This window comes from Glutamicibacter sp. MOO4, assembly GCF_056934395.1.
This window is the reverse complement of record NZ_CM167800.1, coordinates 97,421-115,363: the sequence shown is the minus strand read 5'-3', so window position 1 is coordinate 115,363 and position 17,943 is coordinate 97,421. Positions and strand designations below refer to the sequence as shown.

The 17,943-nt window shown below is 55.9% G+C and carries 18 protein-coding genes and 1 riboswitch; of the genes, 5 read left to right on the top strand and 13 right to left on the bottom strand.

Going from position 1 to position 17,943, the window contains the following annotated elements; all coding sequences use genetic code 11:
* Positions 1-849 carry a DNA-3-methyladenine glycosylase family protein gene (locus AC1Z3F_RS00555; RefSeq protein WP_483566301.1) on the top strand — a complete coding sequence of 283 codons (849 nt, stop codon included), beginning with the start codon at positions 1-3 and terminating at the stop codon, positions 847-849.
* 353 nt (positions 850-1,202) lie between these two features.
* Here AC1Z3F_RS00555 and AC1Z3F_RS00550 read toward each other — a convergent pair whose 3' ends face one another.
* From AC1Z3F_RS00550 to AC1Z3F_RS00515, 8 genes are all read right to left on the bottom strand, one after another.
* The gene (locus tag AC1Z3F_RS00550) at positions 1,203-2,057 is read right to left on the bottom strand and encodes a siderophore-interacting protein (RefSeq protein WP_131090299.1); all 855 of its coding nucleotides are present in this window, start codon (positions 2,055-2,057) and stop codon (positions 1,203-1,205) included.
* Between the two features lie 63 nt (positions 2,058-2,120).
* Positions 2,121-2,588: an acyl-CoA thioesterase gene (locus AC1Z3F_RS00545; protein WP_131090300.1), complete on the bottom strand. Its 468-nt coding sequence runs from the start codon at positions 2,586-2,588 to the stop codon at positions 2,121-2,123.
* Between the two features lie 17 nt (positions 2,589-2,605).
* On the bottom strand, positions 2,606-3,679 hold the full coding sequence (locus tag AC1Z3F_RS00540) for an App1 family protein (protein WP_483566300.1): 1,074 nt from the start codon (positions 3,677-3,679) through the stop codon (positions 2,606-2,608).
* A 116-nt stretch (positions 3,680-3,795) separates the two neighbouring features.
* Positions 3,796-4,653: a 3-hydroxyacyl-CoA dehydrogenase family protein gene (locus AC1Z3F_RS00535; RefSeq protein WP_262198362.1), complete on the bottom strand. Its 858-nt coding sequence runs from the start codon at positions 4,651-4,653 to the stop codon at positions 3,796-3,798.
* A gap of 35 nt (positions 4,654-4,688) precedes the next feature.
* The gene (locus tag AC1Z3F_RS00530) at positions 4,689-6,146 is read right to left on the bottom strand and encodes an aldehyde dehydrogenase family protein (protein WP_483566299.1); all 1,458 of its coding nucleotides are present in this window, start codon (positions 6,144-6,146) and stop codon (positions 4,689-4,691) included.
* Positions 6,147-6,182: 36 nt separating this feature from the next.
* Positions 6,183-7,361, bottom strand: coding sequence for an acyl-CoA dehydrogenase family protein (locus AC1Z3F_RS00525; RefSeq protein WP_483566298.1), 1,179 nt, complete (start codon positions 7,359-7,361; stop codon positions 6,183-6,185).
* A 15-nt stretch (positions 7,362-7,376) separates the two neighbouring features.
* Positions 7,377-8,522, bottom strand: coding sequence for a CaiB/BaiF CoA transferase family protein (locus AC1Z3F_RS00520; RefSeq protein WP_483566297.1), 1,146 nt, complete (start codon positions 8,520-8,522; stop codon positions 7,377-7,379).
* A gap of 108 nt (positions 8,523-8,630) precedes the next feature.
* The gene (locus tag AC1Z3F_RS00515; RefSeq protein ID WP_483566296.1) at positions 8,631-9,350 is read right to left on the bottom strand and encodes a GntR family transcriptional regulator; all 720 of its coding nucleotides are present in this window, start codon (positions 9,348-9,350) and stop codon (positions 8,631-8,633) included.
* Positions 9,351-9,430: 80 nt separating this feature from the next.
* On the opposite strand from AC1Z3F_RS00515, the gene AC1Z3F_RS00510 reads away from it, so the two are divergent.
* On the top strand, positions 9,431-10,297 hold the full coding sequence (locus AC1Z3F_RS00510; RefSeq protein ID WP_131090307.1) for an inositol monophosphatase family protein: 867 nt from the start codon (positions 9,431-9,433) through the stop codon (positions 10,295-10,297).
* Between the two features lie 119 nt (positions 10,298-10,416).
* Here the strand turns inward: AC1Z3F_RS00510 and AC1Z3F_RS00505 are convergent, their stop codons facing one another.
* The 4 genes from AC1Z3F_RS00505 to AC1Z3F_RS00490 all read right to left on the bottom strand — a co-directional run bounded on the left by AC1Z3F_RS00505 (position 10,417) and on the right by AC1Z3F_RS00490 (position 14,348).
* The gene (locus AC1Z3F_RS00505; protein WP_131090308.1) at positions 10,417-12,060 is read right to left on the bottom strand and encodes a thiamine pyrophosphate-binding protein; all 1,644 of its coding nucleotides are present in this window, start codon (positions 12,058-12,060) and stop codon (positions 10,417-10,419) included.
* A complete protein-coding gene (gene speB, locus AC1Z3F_RS00500; RefSeq protein WP_131090309.1) occupies positions 12,060-13,046 on the bottom strand; it encodes an agmatinase in 987 nt (328 codons plus the stop codon). Before speB ends, AC1Z3F_RS00505 begins: the two co-directional genes overlap by 1 nt.
* 227 nt (positions 13,047-13,273) lie before the next feature.
* Positions 13,274-13,690 carry a hypothetical protein gene (locus AC1Z3F_RS00495; RefSeq protein ID WP_483566295.1) on the bottom strand — a complete coding sequence of 139 codons (417 nt, stop codon included), beginning with the start codon at positions 13,688-13,690 and terminating at the stop codon, positions 13,274-13,276.
* A 94-nt stretch (positions 13,691-13,784) separates the two neighbouring features.
* Complete coding sequence (locus tag AC1Z3F_RS00490) at positions 13,785-14,348, bottom strand: helix-turn-helix domain-containing protein (protein ID WP_131090311.1); 564 nt, start codon at positions 14,346-14,348, stop codon at positions 13,785-13,787.
* A 173-nt stretch (positions 14,349-14,521) separates the two neighbouring features.
* On the opposite strand from AC1Z3F_RS00490, the gene AC1Z3F_RS00485 reads away from it, so the two are divergent.
* From AC1Z3F_RS00485 to AC1Z3F_RS00475, 3 genes are all read left to right on the top strand, one after another.
* Positions 14,522-15,136, top strand: coding sequence for a DinB family protein (locus AC1Z3F_RS00485; RefSeq protein WP_131090312.1), 615 nt, complete (start codon positions 14,522-14,524; stop codon positions 15,134-15,136).
* 44 nt (positions 15,137-15,180) lie between these two features.
* Positions 15,181-15,294: riboswitch (SAM riboswitch) on the top strand.
* A gap of 13 nt (positions 15,295-15,307) precedes the next feature.
* Complete coding sequence (locus AC1Z3F_RS00480) at positions 15,308-15,574, top strand: hypothetical protein (protein WP_131090313.1); 267 nt, start codon at positions 15,308-15,310, stop codon at positions 15,572-15,574.
* 31 nt (positions 15,575-15,605) lie between these two features.
* Positions 15,606-16,709 (top strand): VIT1/CCC1 transporter family protein, encoded by a 1,104-nt coding sequence (locus tag AC1Z3F_RS00475; protein ID WP_131090314.1) that lies wholly within the window; start codon positions 15,606-15,608, stop codon positions 16,707-16,709.
* Positions 16,710-16,728: 19 nt separating this feature from the next.
* Here AC1Z3F_RS00475 and AC1Z3F_RS00470 read toward each other — a convergent pair whose 3' ends face one another.
* Positions 16,729-17,907, bottom strand: coding sequence for an LOG family protein (locus AC1Z3F_RS00470; RefSeq protein WP_483566294.1), 1,179 nt, complete (start codon positions 17,905-17,907; stop codon positions 16,729-16,731).
* Between the last annotated feature and the right edge of the window lie 36 nt (positions 17,908-17,943).

Genomic DNA, 17,943 nt, shown 5'->3' with positions numbered 1-17,943 from the left:
ATGACACTTCGTCTTACCGTTTCAGGAATGCTGGACGTTACCCATACCCTGGCGGTACTAAGACTTCATTCGCTTCCGGGCCAAGAAGAAATAGATGAAGCGGCAGCGCAGGTTCACCGAATCTTGCGATTCGACGACAATCTAGTAGAAGTACACGTGGCGTTAGATCCCGACGCTGTCATAGTTCAACACGATGCGTCGGCTAAGCTGCTCCCCAAGCTGCGGTCAACAATTGACCATTGGTTCGGACTCACGCAAGATACCTCGTCGGCCTACGCATCCTTGCAGACCTTGCCCAGCTTTGCGCGCCTAGCACAAGAATCTGACCACCTGAGGTTGATTAGCTATCCGACCATTTTTGAGGCCCTGGCTACCACCGTCATTGGTCAACAAGTTTCTTTAGCCGCCGCACGAACTCTTGCGGGACGATACGTAGAAAATTTAGGTGAATTACACCAGTCGGGACTACGCGCATTCCCCACCGCGCAAGCCACTGCTTCACTGGAGCCCGCGCAAATCCAGTCCATTATTCGTTGTCCCTTGGCGCGGGCAACAACATTGCATACGGTTGCCCACTGGTATCAAGACTTTGGCCAGCACCTCATCCATGACCACGAGCAGTTCCTCACGCAGCTACTCGCATTGCGAGGAGTAGGTCCGTGGACCAGAGACTACATTGCGTTACGAGGACTAAGAGCTCCCGAGATATTCCTTGATACAGACCTAGTCGTGCGGCGGGCCTTGAATAACTTGGGTGTCTCCGAGAATGAACTCAAGGACTTGCCATCCCAAGCTGGATATCTGGCCACGCTTCTGCTCTGGCACCACGACTCACGCCAACACGATTAACAAAAAAGGAACCTACCAAGCTGTGCAATCTTGGTAGGTTCCTTTTTCTGCGATCCGGATAGCTGAGCAGGCTACCCGATTCACTTTCCCCTTATTCGAGCCGGCTAAGCCGACAACTAGGCTGAGGCGAGCAACCTCAGGCCGTAGTGAACTGGCCGATAGAACTCGGTCAAGTTGATCGCTTCTCCCGACCACACACGGGAGAAGCTCTGAAATAAGCATAACCCGTCGCACCCTAATAACGTCAAGAGCTAGTCACCTAATATCTTAATATTTTTCTTAGGTAAGCATAACTAAGAATTTGACGTCACCGAAGACAGGTGGGAGGAGGGCAGACAGGGGCAACCGCTGGTTTAGTCTGCGAAGATTTTTCCTACGTCAGTTCGCTTCTCAGCTTGGAAAGTATCTTCGGCACGACCATAGGCCCAATAGGCCGACAGGGACATGTCCCGTCGGTCCACGCCGCGCTCATCATAGAAATAGAGTCGTAGTTTTTTCATAACTTCGCGCTCTCCATGAGCAAACACCTGCACCCGGCCGCCTGGCCAAGGGTAGTCACGCACCGTGTTTTCCAAAACGGTGTTCGTAGGCGCGAATGGGGCGTTGCGATGCACCCAACGAACTTCAACACCTTCGGGGTGGACTAAGTCCAGCTCATCAGCCTCGTCAGCCACCTCGATAATGGTCACGCCCCGCATTTGGTCAGACATAGCTTCTAAGGCGACACTGATAGCCGGAATCGACGTTTCATCACCAGCGAAGAAGTGGAAGTCGAATTCTTCGCGGGGCACGAACTGCCCTGCTGGACCGCCAAAGCAGATTGACGATCCGATTTCAGTATCTCGTGCCCATTTGCCGGCCAAGCCCTCGTCCCCGTGAACGACGAAGTCAACTTCGATGGTTCCAGCTTCATGATCGCTGCGGCGCACTGTGTACGTACGGCGAACTGGCATATCCTCGGGAGCCAGCTTAGTGCGCAGCTCATCCAAGTTGTACGGCAACGGCAACTCAAGTTCTGGCTTTGCAAACAAGAATTTAACGTAGCGGTCCGTGACAGGCTTATCCACGAATTGCGCAAACCCCGGGCCACCAAGCGTCAATCGCACCAGATGAGGTCCGATGTGTTCGCGCTTGAGTACTTGCAATACAACTTGAGGTCGTGAAGTACGAGATTCGTTTTGCGTGCGTCCACCAGCTGGCTGAGTCATGTCAACACTCCCTGTCCGAATAAGAAAAGATACTTCAATCCTAATTGACGGGAGCCTCAGAGCTTATTTGGGGAAAGTCGTTGCACCTTCGAAAGCGCTCAGACCCTCACGTTCCTCAAGGCTTAGCCGCTGAACACGTGAAGTAATCGGGTCAAAGTAGGCCAAAGTAGTCGAGGCTTTAACACAAAGGTAGTCCTCAATCGGATCACGGAATTCGTAGCAGATATCAAAGCTCGCTGGTTTGATGTTGGCAACCCACAGATCCACATTCACCGGGACGTTGCGGTACTCCAATGGCTTGGAGTACCGCACACGGTGCTCCACAACCAGAATTTGGATCCCTGCTGGCACCGCCGAAAAAATATCAGCCTTCGGCTCTACTCCAGGGGCACCAGTGCCGCCCGGCACACCAAAGCCTGCAATGCGCGCTTCTTCCATCAGCCTGATCAGGTTGACGTTATTAACGTGCCCATAAGCATCCATGTCGCCCCACCGCATGGGGACTTGTACGCGAAGTGCAGACTCAGCCACGACTTAAAAACTTCCTTCTACATATTCTTGGCGTCGTCATTGACGAGCCCAAGTTTTACCAGCTGATCAAGAATACGTGCGCCGTCAGGCTCATAGATCCACCGCACACCAGGTGTGGTTCGGCGTAGTTCATTGGAACGTCCGCCTGCGAGCACCGCTTCCGAAGGGGTGAGCTGACGGATCACTATCGCCCTGACAAGTTCAGGATAACGGCGTGCAAATTCGGCATAAATCGCCGGGTCATGCTGGCCATCATCACCCACCAGAATCCACGAAATTTGAGGAAATTCTTGAGCCAGACGGCGTAGCTGATCAACCTTGTGTTGCATACCGCTACGGAACCATGAACGTTCGGTCGGTCCCCAGTCCGTAAGTAGCAGTGGGCCTTCTGGATACAGGTTGCGAGACATGAAGCGTTGCAACGTTTGCGCGACATTCCATGCGCCAGTGGACAGATAGATCGTTGGCCCACCTGGGTGATCCTGCTGAACTTTTTGAAGCATCACAGCCATGCCCGGAGTGGCCACGCGGGCATGCTCGGAGAGGACAAACGAGTTCCAAGCCGCCAGCAAAGGACGCGGAAGCGCAGTGACAACCACGGTGTCATCAACGTCGCTAATGACACCAAATTTCTGGGCCTGATCAACCACCATGATTCGAGCGGTCGCCTGGTCGCCACCATGCGCGTGGAGGTGAACTTCATGCCAGCCTGCAGGTAGGTCTACTGCTAGCTTGACGTCAATGACTCCGCCTCGGTCTGCCTGGACCTCAAAACGTTGGTCCCCGACATCAATGCTTACCTTCCCAAAAGGAAGAATGGGTGAAATGAAATTGCGGAATCCGCGGATCCCGTCAGCAATCACCTGAGCCTGCTGCTGCCCAAATTCAAAGGCGCCCGGTCCTGCCAAGACCACGCGGGCCAAAACACGAATCCAGCCGTCCTCAGGACCGGAAGAACCATATCCCGTGTAGGGAAGGATGACGGCACCCTGACCTTTGGCCTGTGCACGCTTTGCACGCCAACCGTGAAATTGGTCTTCCAAGCGTGAGGCTACGTGACGAGTTCGCTGATCAGTCGAAATGTGACTCATGCTCACAGTCTTTCATGTCACCGGCCAAGCAAGTAAAAAGACAAGCCTTGAATCGCCGTAATTCACGGCCTCAAGGCACCCCTTCCGCTTGCTGATCTGTTTTGCGGAGTGCTCCATCAGGAATAAGGGTAGAACCCTTCTCCACTCTTACGTCCCAATAATCCAGCCTGAACTTTCTCCGTGATCAGCGGGTGCGGCTTGTCCGCATCCTCGCCTGTCTCGGCGTAGGTAGCTTGGGCAATAAAATCGATGACGTCCAAACCCACCATGTCCATGAGTTCAAAAGGACCCATCGGGTGCCCAAGAGCTGTCTTCGCGGTGGTATCGATGTCTTCGATACTGGCGATACCCTGCTGGGCCAGGTTCAACGCTTCAGCATTGATAGCACCCATCATGCGGTTGGCAATGAATCCCGGGATTTCCTTGTTTACTAGTACCGGTTGCTTGCCCAGACGGGTAGCAACATCCGTCACCGCTGACACCGTTTCGTCGCTAGTTTGTTCATTGCGAACTACTTCAACACACTTCATGACCAGCGCCGGGTTGAAGAAATGCATATTGCATACCTGCGCAGGTCGTCCGCTGGCCTGAGCTACACGCGACGAAGGCAGAGTTGAGGAATTGGTTGCAAGGATCGCGTGGGCTGGGGTGTGTTCACCCAGCGTGGCGAAAATCTGCTCCTTGATATCTAGTCGCTCTACGGCAGCCTCAATGACTAGATCCGCAGTGCCCGCGCTGTGCACTAAATCCGTACTTTCGCTCAGGCGTTCCAAAGCGGCCTGAGCATCTGCTTGTTCTAGCTTCCCCTTGGAAACTCGCGAATCGGCCCAAGATTCCAGTTCCTTGCGTGCAGCAGACAAGGCGTCAGCAGAGATGTCTTGAAGGATTGTCTGGTAGCCGCTCAAGGCACAACTCATTGCGATTTGCCGGCCCATGGTTCCGGCGCCGATAACCAAAATTCGTTCAATCGTCATTGATGCTACTTTCTTCGGCACTTCAGCGGCGACTGTCAGCCCCGCAGATATGTGGTGGTCGTGTGCGTGTAAAATTCGCGAGCTGCCGTTCCTTGTTCTTTCGGTCCGTATCCTGATGACTTGGCTCCACCAAATGGAACGTGGGGATCTGCGCCTGCTGACTCCGAATTTACATGCAATATACCAACATCCAGTGTCTGTTGAGCAGTCAGGGCCAACGCAAGATTACTTGTGAACAGCGCCAAGCTCAGCCCAAATTCTGAATCCTCGGCCGCTTCGAATGCCTGCTCTGCGCCGCTGACCTTGCGCACCGCGAGAACCGGGGCAAAAAATTCCTCGCGCCAACTACAGTTCGTCCGGCCTGCTTCACCGTCCGGTAGCTCCAAGATGGTAGGTGCCAGATAATTACCAGTTTTTGGCGCTTTGCCTTGGAACCGCAGGATCGCGCCTTGGCTCAGAGCGCGGTGGATCCCCTCACGCGCCGAACTCGCAGCTTTGGCATCAACCAGTGGCCCCATATGAACATTAGGGTCCATAGGGTCACCGGTATTCCACTGTTCCAAGCGAGTGGTGAGCTTTGACATGAATGATTCGGCAATAGCTTCATCCAGAATGAGGCGACTGGTCGCAGTGCATTTCTGTCCTGTAGAGCGGAAAGCCCCGAAGAGCACTTCTTCGCAGGCTAGATCAAGATCAGCATCGGCAAGTACCACCGAGGCGTTCTTGCCTCCCATCTCGGCCTGAACCGGGATGCCGCGCGAGGCGCCGGCGGCACAGAGCCGGCGACCTACAGCAGTTGATCCGGTGAAGGACAAACCATTGAGGTGCTCGTTGGCAATAATTCGGTCCCCCAACGCACCGGGACCAATGAGCAGGTTCAGTACTCCTGCTGGCAGCCCTGCATAATCCAAAGCTTGGGCCAGGCGCAACGCCAAAATCGGCACAAGGCTGGCAGGTTTAAACACAACCGTATTGCCAAAGACGAGTGCAGGCGCGATTTTCCAAGCTGGAATACCGATAGGAAAGTTGAATGGGGTAATAATGCCCACCACGCCCAGCGGCTTGTTGGTCACCAAGATCTGTTCCCCTGGGCGCGGCGATTGGAAAACAGTCCCGGCAACGCGTTCGGCCTCACCCGAGTAATAGGTGAAAATTTGGGCTGCGCGCAGTACTTCGCCGATACCTTCGGCCCGAGTTTTGCCTTCTTCGCTGGCCAGTTCCTCGCCGAATTGCTCGGCATGCTCCTTGAGGTAGCGCGCAGCCGTGGTGAGGAAGGCCGCACGCGTAGCCATCGGGGTTCGTGCCCAGCTTTTCTTCGCTTGGTGAGCGGCTGTAAAAGCTTCATCAACATGTTCTTCACTGGCTGCACTGCCTTTGGCGAGTACCTGCGAGTTATCAGCAGCAGCGGACGAAACAATTTCTCGTCCCTTGCCCTCAACCCAAGTGCCATTGAGATACTGGTACAAGGACACCGGGGTGGAAGTTAATTCCATAGTCACATTCCTCTAGATTCTTTTTCAGAGCTCGGTTTAGCGGAAAGCCGGAACGCCGGTGAGTTTGTTGCCCAAGATCAGCGTGTGAACCTCATCGGTACCTTCGTAGGTACGTACCGATTCCAAATTGTTGGCATGACGCAACGGCGAGTAGTCCAAGGTGATGCCGTTCCCGCCAAGAATGGTGCGAGCTTCGCGACAGATCTTGATGGCTTCGCGACAGTTGTTCAATTTGCCCACCGAGATCATATGAAGATCCAAGTTTCCTGCGTCTTTGAGTCGTCCAATGTGAAGAGCCAGCAAGAAGCCCTTGTTTATTTCCAAAGCCATATCCACCAGCTTCTGCTGGGTCATTTGGTATCCAGCTAGCGGTTTGTCAAACTGCATTCGCTGCCGCGAGTATGCCAAAGCGTCTTCAAATGCGTCGCGTGCAGCGCCAATGGATCCCCAAAGAATTCCATAGCGTGCCTCGTTCAGGCAGGAGAACGGGCCCTTTAATCCTTTGACGTTTGGCAACACTGCAGAGCTGGGCAAACGCACATCAACAAGGTCGATTTCGCACTGGATCGAAGCACGCATGGAGAGTTTTTGTTCAATAGGTGTCGCAGTGAAGCCTGGGGTGTTGGTAGGAACCACAAAGCCTCGGATCCCTTCCTCGGTCTGTGCCCAGATCACCGCGACGTGGGCTATATTCGCCAGACCAATCCACCGCTTGGGCCCGTTGATCACCCAGTCGTCTCCATCGCGGCGCGCAAAAGTTTGCATGTTTGAAGGGTCTGATCCAGCGGTCGGTTCAGTCAACCCGAAGCAACCGATGGCTTCACCGGCAGCCATCGCTGGCAGCCACTCTTGCTTCTGCTCTTCCGATCCATGCTTGTAGATGGCACTCATCGCTAGCGAACCCTGAACCGAAACAAAGGTGCGCAGTCCCGAGTCACCTGCTTCCAGTTCTGCCCCGGCGATGCCATACTCCACCGCTGACCGGCCGGCGCAGCCATAACCTTGTAGATGCATTCCAAGCAGTCCCAGTTTGGCCATTTCTGGAATGATTTCCACTGGGAAGACCGCGTCGTTGTACCACTGGGCAATATTAGGTTTGATGTGCTCTTTGACGAAGCCGCGCACCGTATCTCGAAGGGCCAGCTCTTCAGTGGAGAGCAAGGAATCAAAGTTGATCAAATCTGCCGGATCAAGGATGTGTTCTGTGGTGGTCATTTTCTCTCCTCGGAGCTAAGCATGAGTAGGTTGGTCAAAGAGTTCTTGGTGTTGGCCGTGGGTTGGCGGAAGTCTGCGGTATTGGGCTGCGGAGCGCGAGAGACCGATGGGGCTGGATATCTGAGTAGTCCCTTCTCCGGTGACTTCATCCTTGATGACTGCCACCGGATCTAGGCCCAGCTCTTTAGCGAAGTCAATGGCTTCAGCAACGGAGTTGACCTTTCCTGCTGGTACCCCGGCATTCATCAGGCTGGCGGCCCAGCTTGCTGCGTTTCTTGTACTGGTGACTTCTTCTATGAGGGTTTTGAGCACCCCACGATTGGCCACCCTGGCTGAGTTGGTGAAGAACCGTGGATCCTCGGCGAGCGCCGGATCTCCGAGTTGTTGACACAGTGCAGCAAATTGCCGGTCATTACCCACCGCTATGGCTACTACCCCATCACTGGTGTTGAAGGTTTCATAGGGTGCAATGCTGGGGTGCGCGTTGCCCATACGTGCTGGCGCTTGGCCGGTGGCCAGTGTGCTGCTTGACTGGTTGGTCAGTCCGGCGAGCAATGATGAGAGCAAGTTGATGCTTACTCGCTGCCCTTGTCCACTACTCTCACGTTCGCGTAAGGCCAGCAGTATTCCGGTGACAGCGTTCTGTGCTGCCAGCACGTCTACCAGCGCTACTCCTACCTTGCTAGGCGTGGCATCTGGTTCTCCGGTGATACTCATCAGCCCACCGACGGCTTGGACCAGAAGATCAAATCCGGGCAGTGTGGCACCTTGTTTTTCACCGAATCCAGAAATTGAGCAGTAAATCAGTGACGGGTTCAGTGCTTTGAGCCTGTCGTAGTCCAGGCCGAATTTGGCCAGTACTCCGGGGCGGAAGTTCTCCACTAGGACATCGGCTTCCGCGATGAGTGCCAGCAGTCGATCTAGCGCAGCGGTGTTGGCAAAGTCGACAATGACTGCTTGTTTGTTGCGATTCACCGACCAGTAGTAGGTGCTGATGCCCTGGGCGTTGACCGGTGGAATCCATCCGCGGGTTTCATCGCCCGCGATGCTTTCAACCTTGAGGACGTCGGCGCCGAAGTCACCTAATGTCATCGTGCACAATGGCCCGGCAAGAATGCGCGAGAGGTCAACGACCTTGACTCCCTCAAGCGGTTGACTCACCACTTTCACCTCCGGCTCCGCTAAGTTGATGGTTGTTACATGTTGCATGCTACTCTATGTTGCGTAGCTCACTCATGGCAAGACTTAATGGAACTTTGCTAGGTGCAGCTAGGAAATTAGATCTTCAAGACGGTCCAAAAATGGCTGAGCTTCAAGGCCCGGAGTCCGCGAACAAATCGAACGGATCAGCATTTGCGCGGTACGCATGATGTGTCCACGCACTTCTTCGGCAGCGGCCGGGGCATCCTTAGCAAGGATCGCAGCCATAACCTGCTCACGATCCCCCGCTAACTCCTGACTGCTGCGAGCATAGGGCACGGTAGTTTGCCCATGAGCAAGCACTAAGTTGCGCAACTGCCCCACCACACTGTCCAGTTTTTTGTTGCTGGCTAATCCCAGCAGGTACAGGTGGAATTCTTTATCGGCCTCTAGGGTGGCCCTCCCGTCACCGCTCTGCCCAACCTTGATCATCTGCTCGTGCAGTTCGGTGAGCCGGGCACGGTCAGCGTCAGTAGCGTTGAGCACACCGCGCGCGGCAGCTGCCGGTTCAATGGCCAACCGAAATTGGAAGACCTCAACGATATCTTCCAAGGAGATCTGGTTGACCCGCACCCCGCGGTTTTTCGCCACAGTCACAATGCCTTCTTTTTCCAAGAGCTGCAAAGCTTCACGCACCGGAGTGCGTGAGACCCCGAGCTTCTCGGAAATGCCAATGGCCGAATAGTGCTGATCAGGGGCCATCTCCCCTGCAACGATGGCCGCCCGGATCATTGTGGTGACCTGTTCGGTCAGCGAGGCTTTAGGGGCAATCGGTTGCATGCTACTCATGAGCAGAAGCTTATCTTGATTCGTCTTGATCCTGACCATCTACCATCTGAACGTTTCCACGGGCACGATAAGCTGACACAGTGAGTGAGCAACAATCGATCCCTGAGAATTTTTTGGCCGAAGACCTGCGCCTGGCTGCGCTGGATGCAGCACGTAGCGCAGCTCCCCTACTGTCTTCTTCCTTTCGCACCGCAGTAAATGTTGAGCACAAAACCAGCACCCATGATCTGGTCACCGACATTGACCGCCGAAGCCAACAGCTCATCACCGATTCATTGTTAACTGCGGTACCCGATTCGTGGGTGCTTGGCGAAGAGAAACTAACTACCACCTCCGGCCATAAAGCCGCAGGCAAGGTGCAGTGGATCGTGGATCCCATCGATGGGACCAGCAATTTTGTTCACGGCGTAGCGTTCTTCTGCATTTCCATCGCAGCTGCCATTGACGGCCAGCTGGTGGCCGCGGTGATCATCGATCCAGTCACCGGCGACGAGTTCAGCGCGAACTCGGATGCTGCGATGCTCAACGACGTTCCGCTACGTCCGGGCACCCGTCCGGAACAATCTCGCGCCAATCTGATGACCGACTATCCCGGGGCAGAGTCACTGACTAAGGATGGCGATATCGCCTTGCAACTGTTTGGTCAGTGGATTCAAGATTTTGCCACCGTGCGCCGAAAGGTCAGCGCCGCTCTAGCCTTGGCTCACGTTGCCGCCGGCTGGTCTGATGCGACCATCGGCTTTGATACCAAAGTTTGGGACGTCGCCGCCGGAGCACACTTGGTGCGCATGACACACGGAACTTTCCGTGGGTTGGCCTACGGTGAAACCGGGTTAGCCGATCACGAGTGTCCCGGTTTTATCGCCCAAGGACCGGGCGCCAACTACCCTTCGCTAAATTCGGCAGCACAGCAGATCCATCAGTTGCGCACCCGCACGGTGCGCTAAAAATTTTCAGCGGCACCAAGCGGTGCACAAAACAAAAGTGGTGGCCTAGAACCGATAGCTTTTGCTACGGGTTCCAGGCCACCACTTGATTGCCAGTACTACTCCCTGGCCGATGCTGCTTAGAGGTGAGTCGGGGCGAACATCTTCAGCAGAGTTTTGACCACGATGACGTTTGGTCCCTCTTCGGTAAGCGCCTGCTTGAGCGCGTCACCGATCTGATCAACTTCGACCTCGCGTGCCGGAACACCGAAGGACTGAGCCAGTGCGACAAAGTCGGGCCGGACCAGCTCGGTGGCCGTAGCCTTACCAAAAGCGCCTTCCATGTACTCACGCAAGATGCCGTAGCCACCGTCATCAACAATCAACCAGGTCACTGGGGCCTGGTGTTGTTTGGCGGTTGCTAGCTCAGCGATGGAGTACATCGAGGAACCGTCACCGCTGACAGCCAGTACTCGTTGCCCGGTACCAATCGCGCCACCAATGGCCGAAGGGAAACCGAAGCCCAGACCGCCGGCACCCTGTGCCGAATGGAACTGGCCATCCTTGGCATCCCAGCAGCTCCAGCCCCAGTAGGCTGCAATGGTCATATCCCAGAAGGTCTGCATCGATGCCGGAACTGCGGCACGGATGTCTTCCATGAATTTTTGTTCTTTGCCCAGATCCTGAGCATCCAGGCGTGCCTGGATTTTTTCTAGGGTCTGCGCGACCACCTGCTGTGGTCGCTGTCCATGCCATGAAGCGCGCGAGGTGTACCCGGCATCCTTCAATCCCCGGTCCAGGAACTTCAGCGCTTCGCGGGCGTCGGCGCGAATACCAAGCGCAGGAGTATTGGACTCCAGAACTCGTGGTTCAGCGTCAATCTGAATCATCTTGCCGCGCGGTTCAAGGGTGAAGTAATTACTGGTCACTTCTCCTAGGGCCGAGCCGATGACCAACAATACGTCGGCATCTTCCATAACCTCGGTGGCGTGACGGTCTTCAACCCATGACTGCAAGGACAGTTCATGATTCCACGGGAAAGCCCCGTTACCGCCCGGGCTGGAAAGCACCGGCGCCTGCAAGGCTTGCGCCACGGCCAACAGTTCGGCCTGCGCACCGGCACGGCGCACACCACCACCGGCGATAATGGCCGGACGTTGTGCATCGGAGAGCCAGTTAATTGCTTCGCGGATCAACTCTTCACGCGGTGGGTGCTCATAGGCTTCAGCCAAAGCATCCTGCACCGGTGGCACCATCACTTCAGCGAGCAGCACGTCTTGGGGAACTTCAACCCACACCGGCCCCATGGGCACAGTGATCGCACGCGCCCAAGCATCCTGAATGGCCGAAGGGATGCCAGAGGCGTGATGTACGGTCTGCTGGAACTTGGTGACGTTGGCCGCCGAAGCTTTCTGGTCATCGAGTTGGTGCAGCATGCCCTTGCGTCGTGCACCCAGTCCATCCAGTGGGATCTGGCTGGCCACAACAACCATCGGCACACCGGTGGCATAGGCTTCCTGCAGTCCAGCCAGCGAGGTTAGCGCGCCGGGGCCGGTGGAGAGGAACAGTACGCCCACCTCACCGGTAGCGCGGGAATAGCCGTCGGCTGCAAAGGCCGAGTTGTTCTCCACTCGAGAGGAGACAAATTCCAGGTTTGAGCGGGAGAGCGCGTCGAACAGCCCCAAGGCGTGCTGTCCGGGGATGCCGAACACGGTTTTGGCTCCCAGCGCGGTGAGGGTCTCAATGACCAGGTCGCCGCCGTTACGTTGGGGCTGTGTTGTCATTACTTGTTCAATCCCTGGTTGGCGCGGAAGTCGCTGATCAGGCTGATTAGGTCGTAGGTGACGTGGCTGGCGGCCACACCGGTCAGTTCGGCGTGGTCGTAAGCTGGGGCGACCTCAACAATGTCGGCGCCGACGATCTTCAGTCCGCGCAACCCGCGCAGGATTTCCAGTAGCTCACGGCTGGTGATGCCGCCGGCTTCCGGGGTTCCGGTGCCTGGTGCGTGGGCTGGGTCAAGTACGTCGATGTCCACCGAGATGTACAGCGGGCGGTTGCCGATGCGCGCACGCAGCTTGTCAACGATTTCACGCACACCCTGGTAGTACACGTCCGAGCTGGTCACGATGCCAAAGCCGAAGCGCTTGTCATCCTCCAGGTCCTTCTTGCCGTACAGCGGGCCGCGAGTACCCACGTGGCAGATGGCTTCGGTATCCAGAATGCCTTCTTCTACCGCACGGCGGAATGGGGTGCCGTGGGTGTACTCGGCACCAAAGTAGGTGTCCCAGGTATCCAGGTGAGCGTCGAAGTGCAACATAGCCACCGGTGCACCGGCACGCTCGGATGCAGCGCGCAGCAGTGGCAGTGCGATGGTGTGGTCGCCACCGATGGTGACCAGGGTTGAACCGTCAGAAGTTAGCTCCAAGGCTTCTTCCTGAATCGTTTCGATAGCTTCATTGATGTTGAACGGGTTCACCGCGAGGTCACCGGCGTCAACTACCTGGCTCTGAGCAAAAGGCGAGGTGTCGGTGGCTGGGTTGTAAGGGCGGATCAGGCGCGAGGATTCACGGACGTGGTTGGCACCAAAGCGTGCACCTGGACGGTAGGAAACACCGGTATCAAAAGGCACACCAATGATCTTGATGTCAGCGCTCTGGACCTGGTCCAGACGCGGCAGACGGGCGTAGGTACCGGCGCCGGCGTAGCGAGGGATCATCGCTGCATTGATTGGCCCCAGCTTGCCGTTTTCCTCGATGCGAACTTCTTTCATGCTCTTGCCCTCCTGGCACTTATTCGGCAACTTCCATAGTTGCCTAATATGAAACTTACGTTTCCCATTATGCTATTTTGTTGGCGAGGTCACGTCAAGACTCAGAGCACCAAAATAGTGACTATGACGCGAATTCCGGGGCAAAAGACAACAAAAGCCGTAGCCCTACAAGGGGCTACGGCAGCATTTGACGATCCTGAGCACTGAAGGCAGAACGTCTAAAAATTCTATTCTTGGCGAAGGTACTTCCTGGTGGCTTTGATCATTGCTCGATCCAGCTCGTGGATTGCCACGCAAAAGCCGGTGGAAAGAATGAGAGATTTGAGCATAAGTTCACCGGGATCATCGGCCACGTAAACCAGCTGAATTGGACCCACAAGAACGAGAAGAACCACCGTCCAGACGGCATATGGCCAAGAAGTATGGGCTTGAGCCATTTGAGGGAAGCGTGCACGCCGCCGGATGGTGCGCATTCCGATTATCACAATCACCACAGCGATGATGACCGCGCCGATGAAAAAGAAGTTGCGCTGGGTACGAATCCACGTCAAGGTGGTGCCCGCGAGTAAACCAAGGAACACCGAAGCCCACCAGCCGATGGAGCGTAGCTGGTTCTGGGTGCCAGTTGTTTCGCTAGTACTCACGCCACTCCTATCGCTCGCCGCACCATGTGCGTACGGTGAACACACCTTTTTAGAATACGCGCTTGAACGCATCGGCACGAGTAAGGCTCCCCGGTTAGAGGATCAAGGTCCACGTCACCAAGGCCACTTCATCGGCTTCATTTTCCCAGCTATGCGGCTCGCGCCCTGGGAAGGTCATAGTGTCTCCGGCTTGGAGTTCAACGCGTTGATCCGGCAACACTAAAGTGAACCTCCCCGAGATCACATGCAAAACTTCCAGTTCACAGTCCACCGAATACAGTTCGGCTTCACCAACACCCTTGGGCGCGATTTCAGCGCGAATCATCTGAACCCGCCTTTCGCTACGCGGTGTCACCAATTGCTCAGTGATTCCTTCTCCGCCTAGGGACACCCGTGGCGCTTCGGCCAATCGCACCAACATCGTTTCAGGCACTTCAAATAGCGTTCCCACTTCAATGCCGAGCACTTCGCATAGTTTCAGCAGCGTTGAAACCGAAGGGCTGGTCAGATCTCGCTCAACACGCGAGAGAAAGCCCTTGGTCAATCCGGACAGTTCAGCAACCTGGTCGATGGTCATCCGCTGCCTTTGGCGCACCCCGCGTAGCCGTGAACCAATATTGATTGCAGCACCGGTTGATTCCACGGGCAGGGTCTTCATATTTTTGCTCCATCGCCTCTGTTGTTCCGACGCACTAGGCGTCTTCCTGCCATTTGCCTAAGTCAGCAGGCAGGTTTACCAATAGTAAACAGACCCTAGCTGGGGTGCGTCAAATATGTCGCACACCACAACAACTGCTGTTCGCTGAGCAGCCGGCTGATTACACTCGGCATATGAAGAACAGCAAAGAGCTTTTGCGTGAATACCTCAACGACGCCCGCAACGCGGTGATCTATAAAGCTCAGGGACTGAGCGATCACTTGGCCCGCAAGCCACTGACGCCCACCGGCACGCATGTTCTTGGCGTAGTGCATCACTTGGCCATCACCGAATACGGATACTTCGGCCAGTGCCTGGGCCGAGAGATCAACAACCCTTATGTGCAAGAACTCATGGACTCCGACGATCCGCAAGCCGACTTTTTACCGCCAGCACACTTCACCGCCGGCGACATCATTGATTTTTATCAACAGGCGGTCGCATTCTGCGAACAGAGCATCGCGTCCCTGCCATTGGATGCACCGGCCGAAGTGCCATGGTGGATTCGCCGCCGGCACACCACCTTGGAACAGCTCATGATTCATATGATCGCTGAAACCTCCCGGCACGCCGGGCACCTTGATATCGTGCGCGAACAGCTTGATGGCTTCACCGGTCTTCGCCCCGAAGCTCCCAACCTTCCCCCGTATTCCACAACCCAGTGGGAACAGCAGTACACGAAGATCAACCAGCTGTCCCAGACGCTAGACGCTGGGTCCAGCGCGGATGAAGGAAATATTTCAGGCTAGGACTTCACTGGCTTACTTGCACGGGAGTAGCATCGCAAGTGTTGCTTCACGAGACACGGCGTAAAGCTCCGACTTGCCGTGCACCAACCCCAGATTCATGGGTGGTTCGGATGACGAAGCGGTCCGTTCACAATTTTGTGGCCGGGCAAGAACTCAGTGAGAGCGCATCCCATGGCATATTCCGTCCTGCCCATCATCGACCGCCAAACCGGACAAGTTCAGTTCAAGGTCCAGGGCCAATGGCACATTCGATACGTGTGCGATCCAGCTCGCTTAGAATTGCTCATCGTCCGATCCGCGCGCCGCCCGATCTTTGAACCGGCGACCTCGCAGCTAGTACTTTCCATTGCTAGCTCCGGTCAGCCCGAGGGGCAGAGCATCGCTTTTAGTCTTGCCAAATTCCCAAGTCTGAGACCGCTGTCTAAACTGGGTAGCTGATCCGTTATCTGCCAAGAGAGCTGAATTCGAGATGCCGAACCAGTCAGCAACCGAACCTACCCGCGCCCAAATCCAACGTTGGCGCAAGTATCTGGCCGACGAGGTCGCTGAAGGTGCCATCTATCGGACCCTAGCCCAAAAGAAAACTGGGCAAGAGAAGCAAATCCTTCTAGGTCTGGCCGCGGCCGAAGCACGCCATGAGGAACACTGGCGACAAAAACTAGGTGTCCACGCCAAGACGGTCCGCCCCTCCTTGAGGCGCACCATCTTGCGTTTTTTGGCGCTTAGCTTCGGTTCGGTGTTCGTTTTGGCTATGGCACAGCGCTCTGAGAGCAGCTCCCCCTACCGCGATGATCAGGACGCGACCGCGCAAATGGCCGCCGACGAAGAGGTCCACGAAGAGGTAGTGCGTGCTTTGGCCACCGCCGGTCGCGCTCAGCTTTCGGGCAACTTCCGCGCCGCCGTATTTGGCGCCAATGACGGTCTAGTCTCCAACTTGGCGCTCATCATGGGTATTGGCGCCACCGGCGTTTCTTCCACTTTTGTCTTGTTCTCCGGCATTGCCGGGCTGCTGGCCGGAGCATTATCGATGGCCGCTGGCGAATTTGTTTCCGTGCGTTCTCAACGAGAGTTACTCACCGCATCCCGGCCTACCCAGGTCACGCTCACCGCGGCCCCCGATCTGAATCTGGATGCCAACGAGTTGGTACTGATTTACAAGGCTCGCGGAATGAACGATGAAGATGCTGAGCATCGCGCTGCCGAACGCATGGGCCTCTTCACCTGTGATTGCAACCCAGCCTTCTCGCTGAACCCGGAAGAGCGTTCCGAAGAGCTGGAGAATGAACATGAGGAGCTCGGCTCGGCCACCGGCGCCGCCGGCACCTCGTTCCTGCTCTTCGCTTCCGGTGCGGTCATCCCGATCCTGCCGTATATCTTCGGCATGAGCGGCCTGCCTGCCGTGATCCTCTCGGTGGCCCTAGTCGGAATTGCTTTGATGCTCACCGGCGCTATCGTAGGTCTACTCTCCGGAGCGTCCCCGATGAAGCGTGGGCTGCGCCAACTAGCCATCGGCTGGGGAGCTGCGGCAGTGACCTACTGCTTGGGACTCATCTTCGACGTACAGCTGGGCTAGAGCCAAGGAATTATTTGTCTCACCAGCGGGTACGCCGGCGTAGCGTGCTCATAGAACCAATAAATTCCATCGCTTCTTCGGCAGTATCTACCAGCGCAATTTTCTCTTCCATGACCCGGTCTGCGGCCAACGCCTTGAGCAAAGGCCAAGCTGGCATAGTTTCAGTCCAGTACTCGCGCCCTAGCAAGACCATGGGCACCACACGCGCGCCGGTGGCGTAGTAGTTTTCGCAGGCGTCTTGGAAGATTTCCTGCACCGTACCTGCAGCACCCGGCAGAACAATTAGTCCCCCGTTAGCCTGCTCCAACAAAATCGCTTCGCGAATAGAGTTGGTGAAAAATTTTGCGATCTTTGTTGCAAACAAATTCGGTGGCTCATGGCCATAGAACCACGTCGGCACACCTAATGACTGGTGGGTGCTCGGGAATCGATCACGAACGGCGAGCGCAGTGCGAGCCCACTGTGTGCGCTGGTGAATCGCATCTGGAGCCGTGGCGAGCATCTGCAACGCAGCGTCGACATCTTGTGGATCATAATCAGCCAACCAAGCACCGAGGTTGGCCGCTTCCATCGCCCCCGGTCCCCCGCCGGTAGCAACGGCACATCCTGCCCGAGTAATCAGTTGGCCCAGTTCCACGGTCTGCGCGTAGTGCTCAGATCCGCGGGTCATCGCGTGCCCACCCATCACACCAATCAGCGGTGAGTCTTTAAAGGCCCCATCGTAAACTTCGGATACCAGAGCTTGAGAGATCTGGTAATCATGGAAGGTGGTCGCCATGGCACTGTCGTTATCGGTGACTTCAGGTGTGCTGTGTTGCTGAGAGTAGGCGTAGATCAGTGCGTCCGGAACTTGCTCATAGGGCTTGTCATCAATGCCTGCGTATAGTTCGGCGGCCGTATATAGGTCCCGCTCACTGGTCTGAAAAGGTAGTTGCGTGCCTGAAGACATGCACAGTCCGCCGGTGGCCTGAACCAGTTCACGTCCCGCGGGTGAATACTGGCAATCAATAAATATCGCCTCGGACAGGTCCAGCGAACGCAGTATGGAATCGCGCTCACGCAGATCTAGTCGATGCACCCGCCACCCGTATCCTCGGGCATGGGGATTAGCCAAGGCTTCAGCAGCTAATCGGTCAAATTCGATCAGTGAAGTGATGTTCACCGCGCGCGCCGGAAGAAAAGGCCAGATATGGGACATGCGACAACGCTACGTCATACATAGGGATTATTCACA

Excerpts from the sequence above, each read along its gene's own strand:
- AC1Z3F_RS00555 (WP_483566301.1), top strand. The coding sequence starts at position 1 with ATGACACTTCGTCTTACCGTTTCAGGAATGCTGGACGTTACCCATACC.
- AC1Z3F_RS00550 (WP_131090299.1), bottom strand. The coding sequence starts at position 2,057 with ATGACTCAGCCAGCTGGTGGACGCACGCAAAACGAATCTCGTACTTCA.
- AC1Z3F_RS00540 (WP_483566300.1), bottom strand. The coding sequence starts at position 3,679 with ATGAGTCACATTTCGACTGATCAGCGAACTCGTCACGTAGCCTCACGC.
- AC1Z3F_RS00535 (WP_262198362.1), bottom strand. The coding sequence starts at position 4,653 with ATGACGATTGAACGAATTTTGGTTATCGGCGCCGGAACCATGGGCCGG.
- AC1Z3F_RS00530 (WP_483566299.1), bottom strand. The coding sequence starts at position 6,146 with ATGGAATTAACTTCCACCCCGGTGTCCTTGTACCAGTATCTCAATGGC.
- AC1Z3F_RS00525 (WP_483566298.1), bottom strand. The coding sequence starts at position 7,361 with ATGACCACCACAGAACACATCCTTGATCCGGCAGATTTGATCAACTTT.
- AC1Z3F_RS00515 (WP_483566296.1), bottom strand. The coding sequence starts at position 9,350 with ATGAGTAGCATGCAACCGATTGCCCCTAAAGCCTCGCTGACCGAACAG.
- AC1Z3F_RS00505 (WP_131090308.1), bottom strand. The coding sequence starts at position 12,060 with ATGACAACACAGCCCCAACGTAACGGCGGCGACCTGGTCATTGAGACC.
- speB (WP_131090309.1), bottom strand. The coding sequence starts at position 13,046 with ATGAAAGAAGTTCGCATCGAGGAAAACGGCAAGCTGGGGCCAATCAAT.
- AC1Z3F_RS00490 (WP_131090311.1), bottom strand. The coding sequence starts at position 14,348 with ATGAAGACCCTGCCCGTGGAATCAACCGGTGCTGCAATCAATATTGGT.
- AC1Z3F_RS00485 (WP_131090312.1), top strand. The coding sequence starts at position 14,522 with ATGAAGAACAGCAAAGAGCTTTTGCGTGAATACCTCAACGACGCCCGC.
- AC1Z3F_RS00480 (WP_131090313.1), top strand. The coding sequence starts at position 15,308 with ATGGCATATTCCGTCCTGCCCATCATCGACCGCCAAACCGGACAAGTT.
- AC1Z3F_RS00475 (WP_131090314.1), top strand. The coding sequence starts at position 15,606 with ATGCCGAACCAGTCAGCAACCGAACCTACCCGCGCCCAAATCCAACGT.
- AC1Z3F_RS00470 (WP_483566294.1), bottom strand. The coding sequence starts at position 17,907 with ATGTCCCATATCTGGCCTTTTCTTCCGGCGCGCGCGGTGAACATCACT.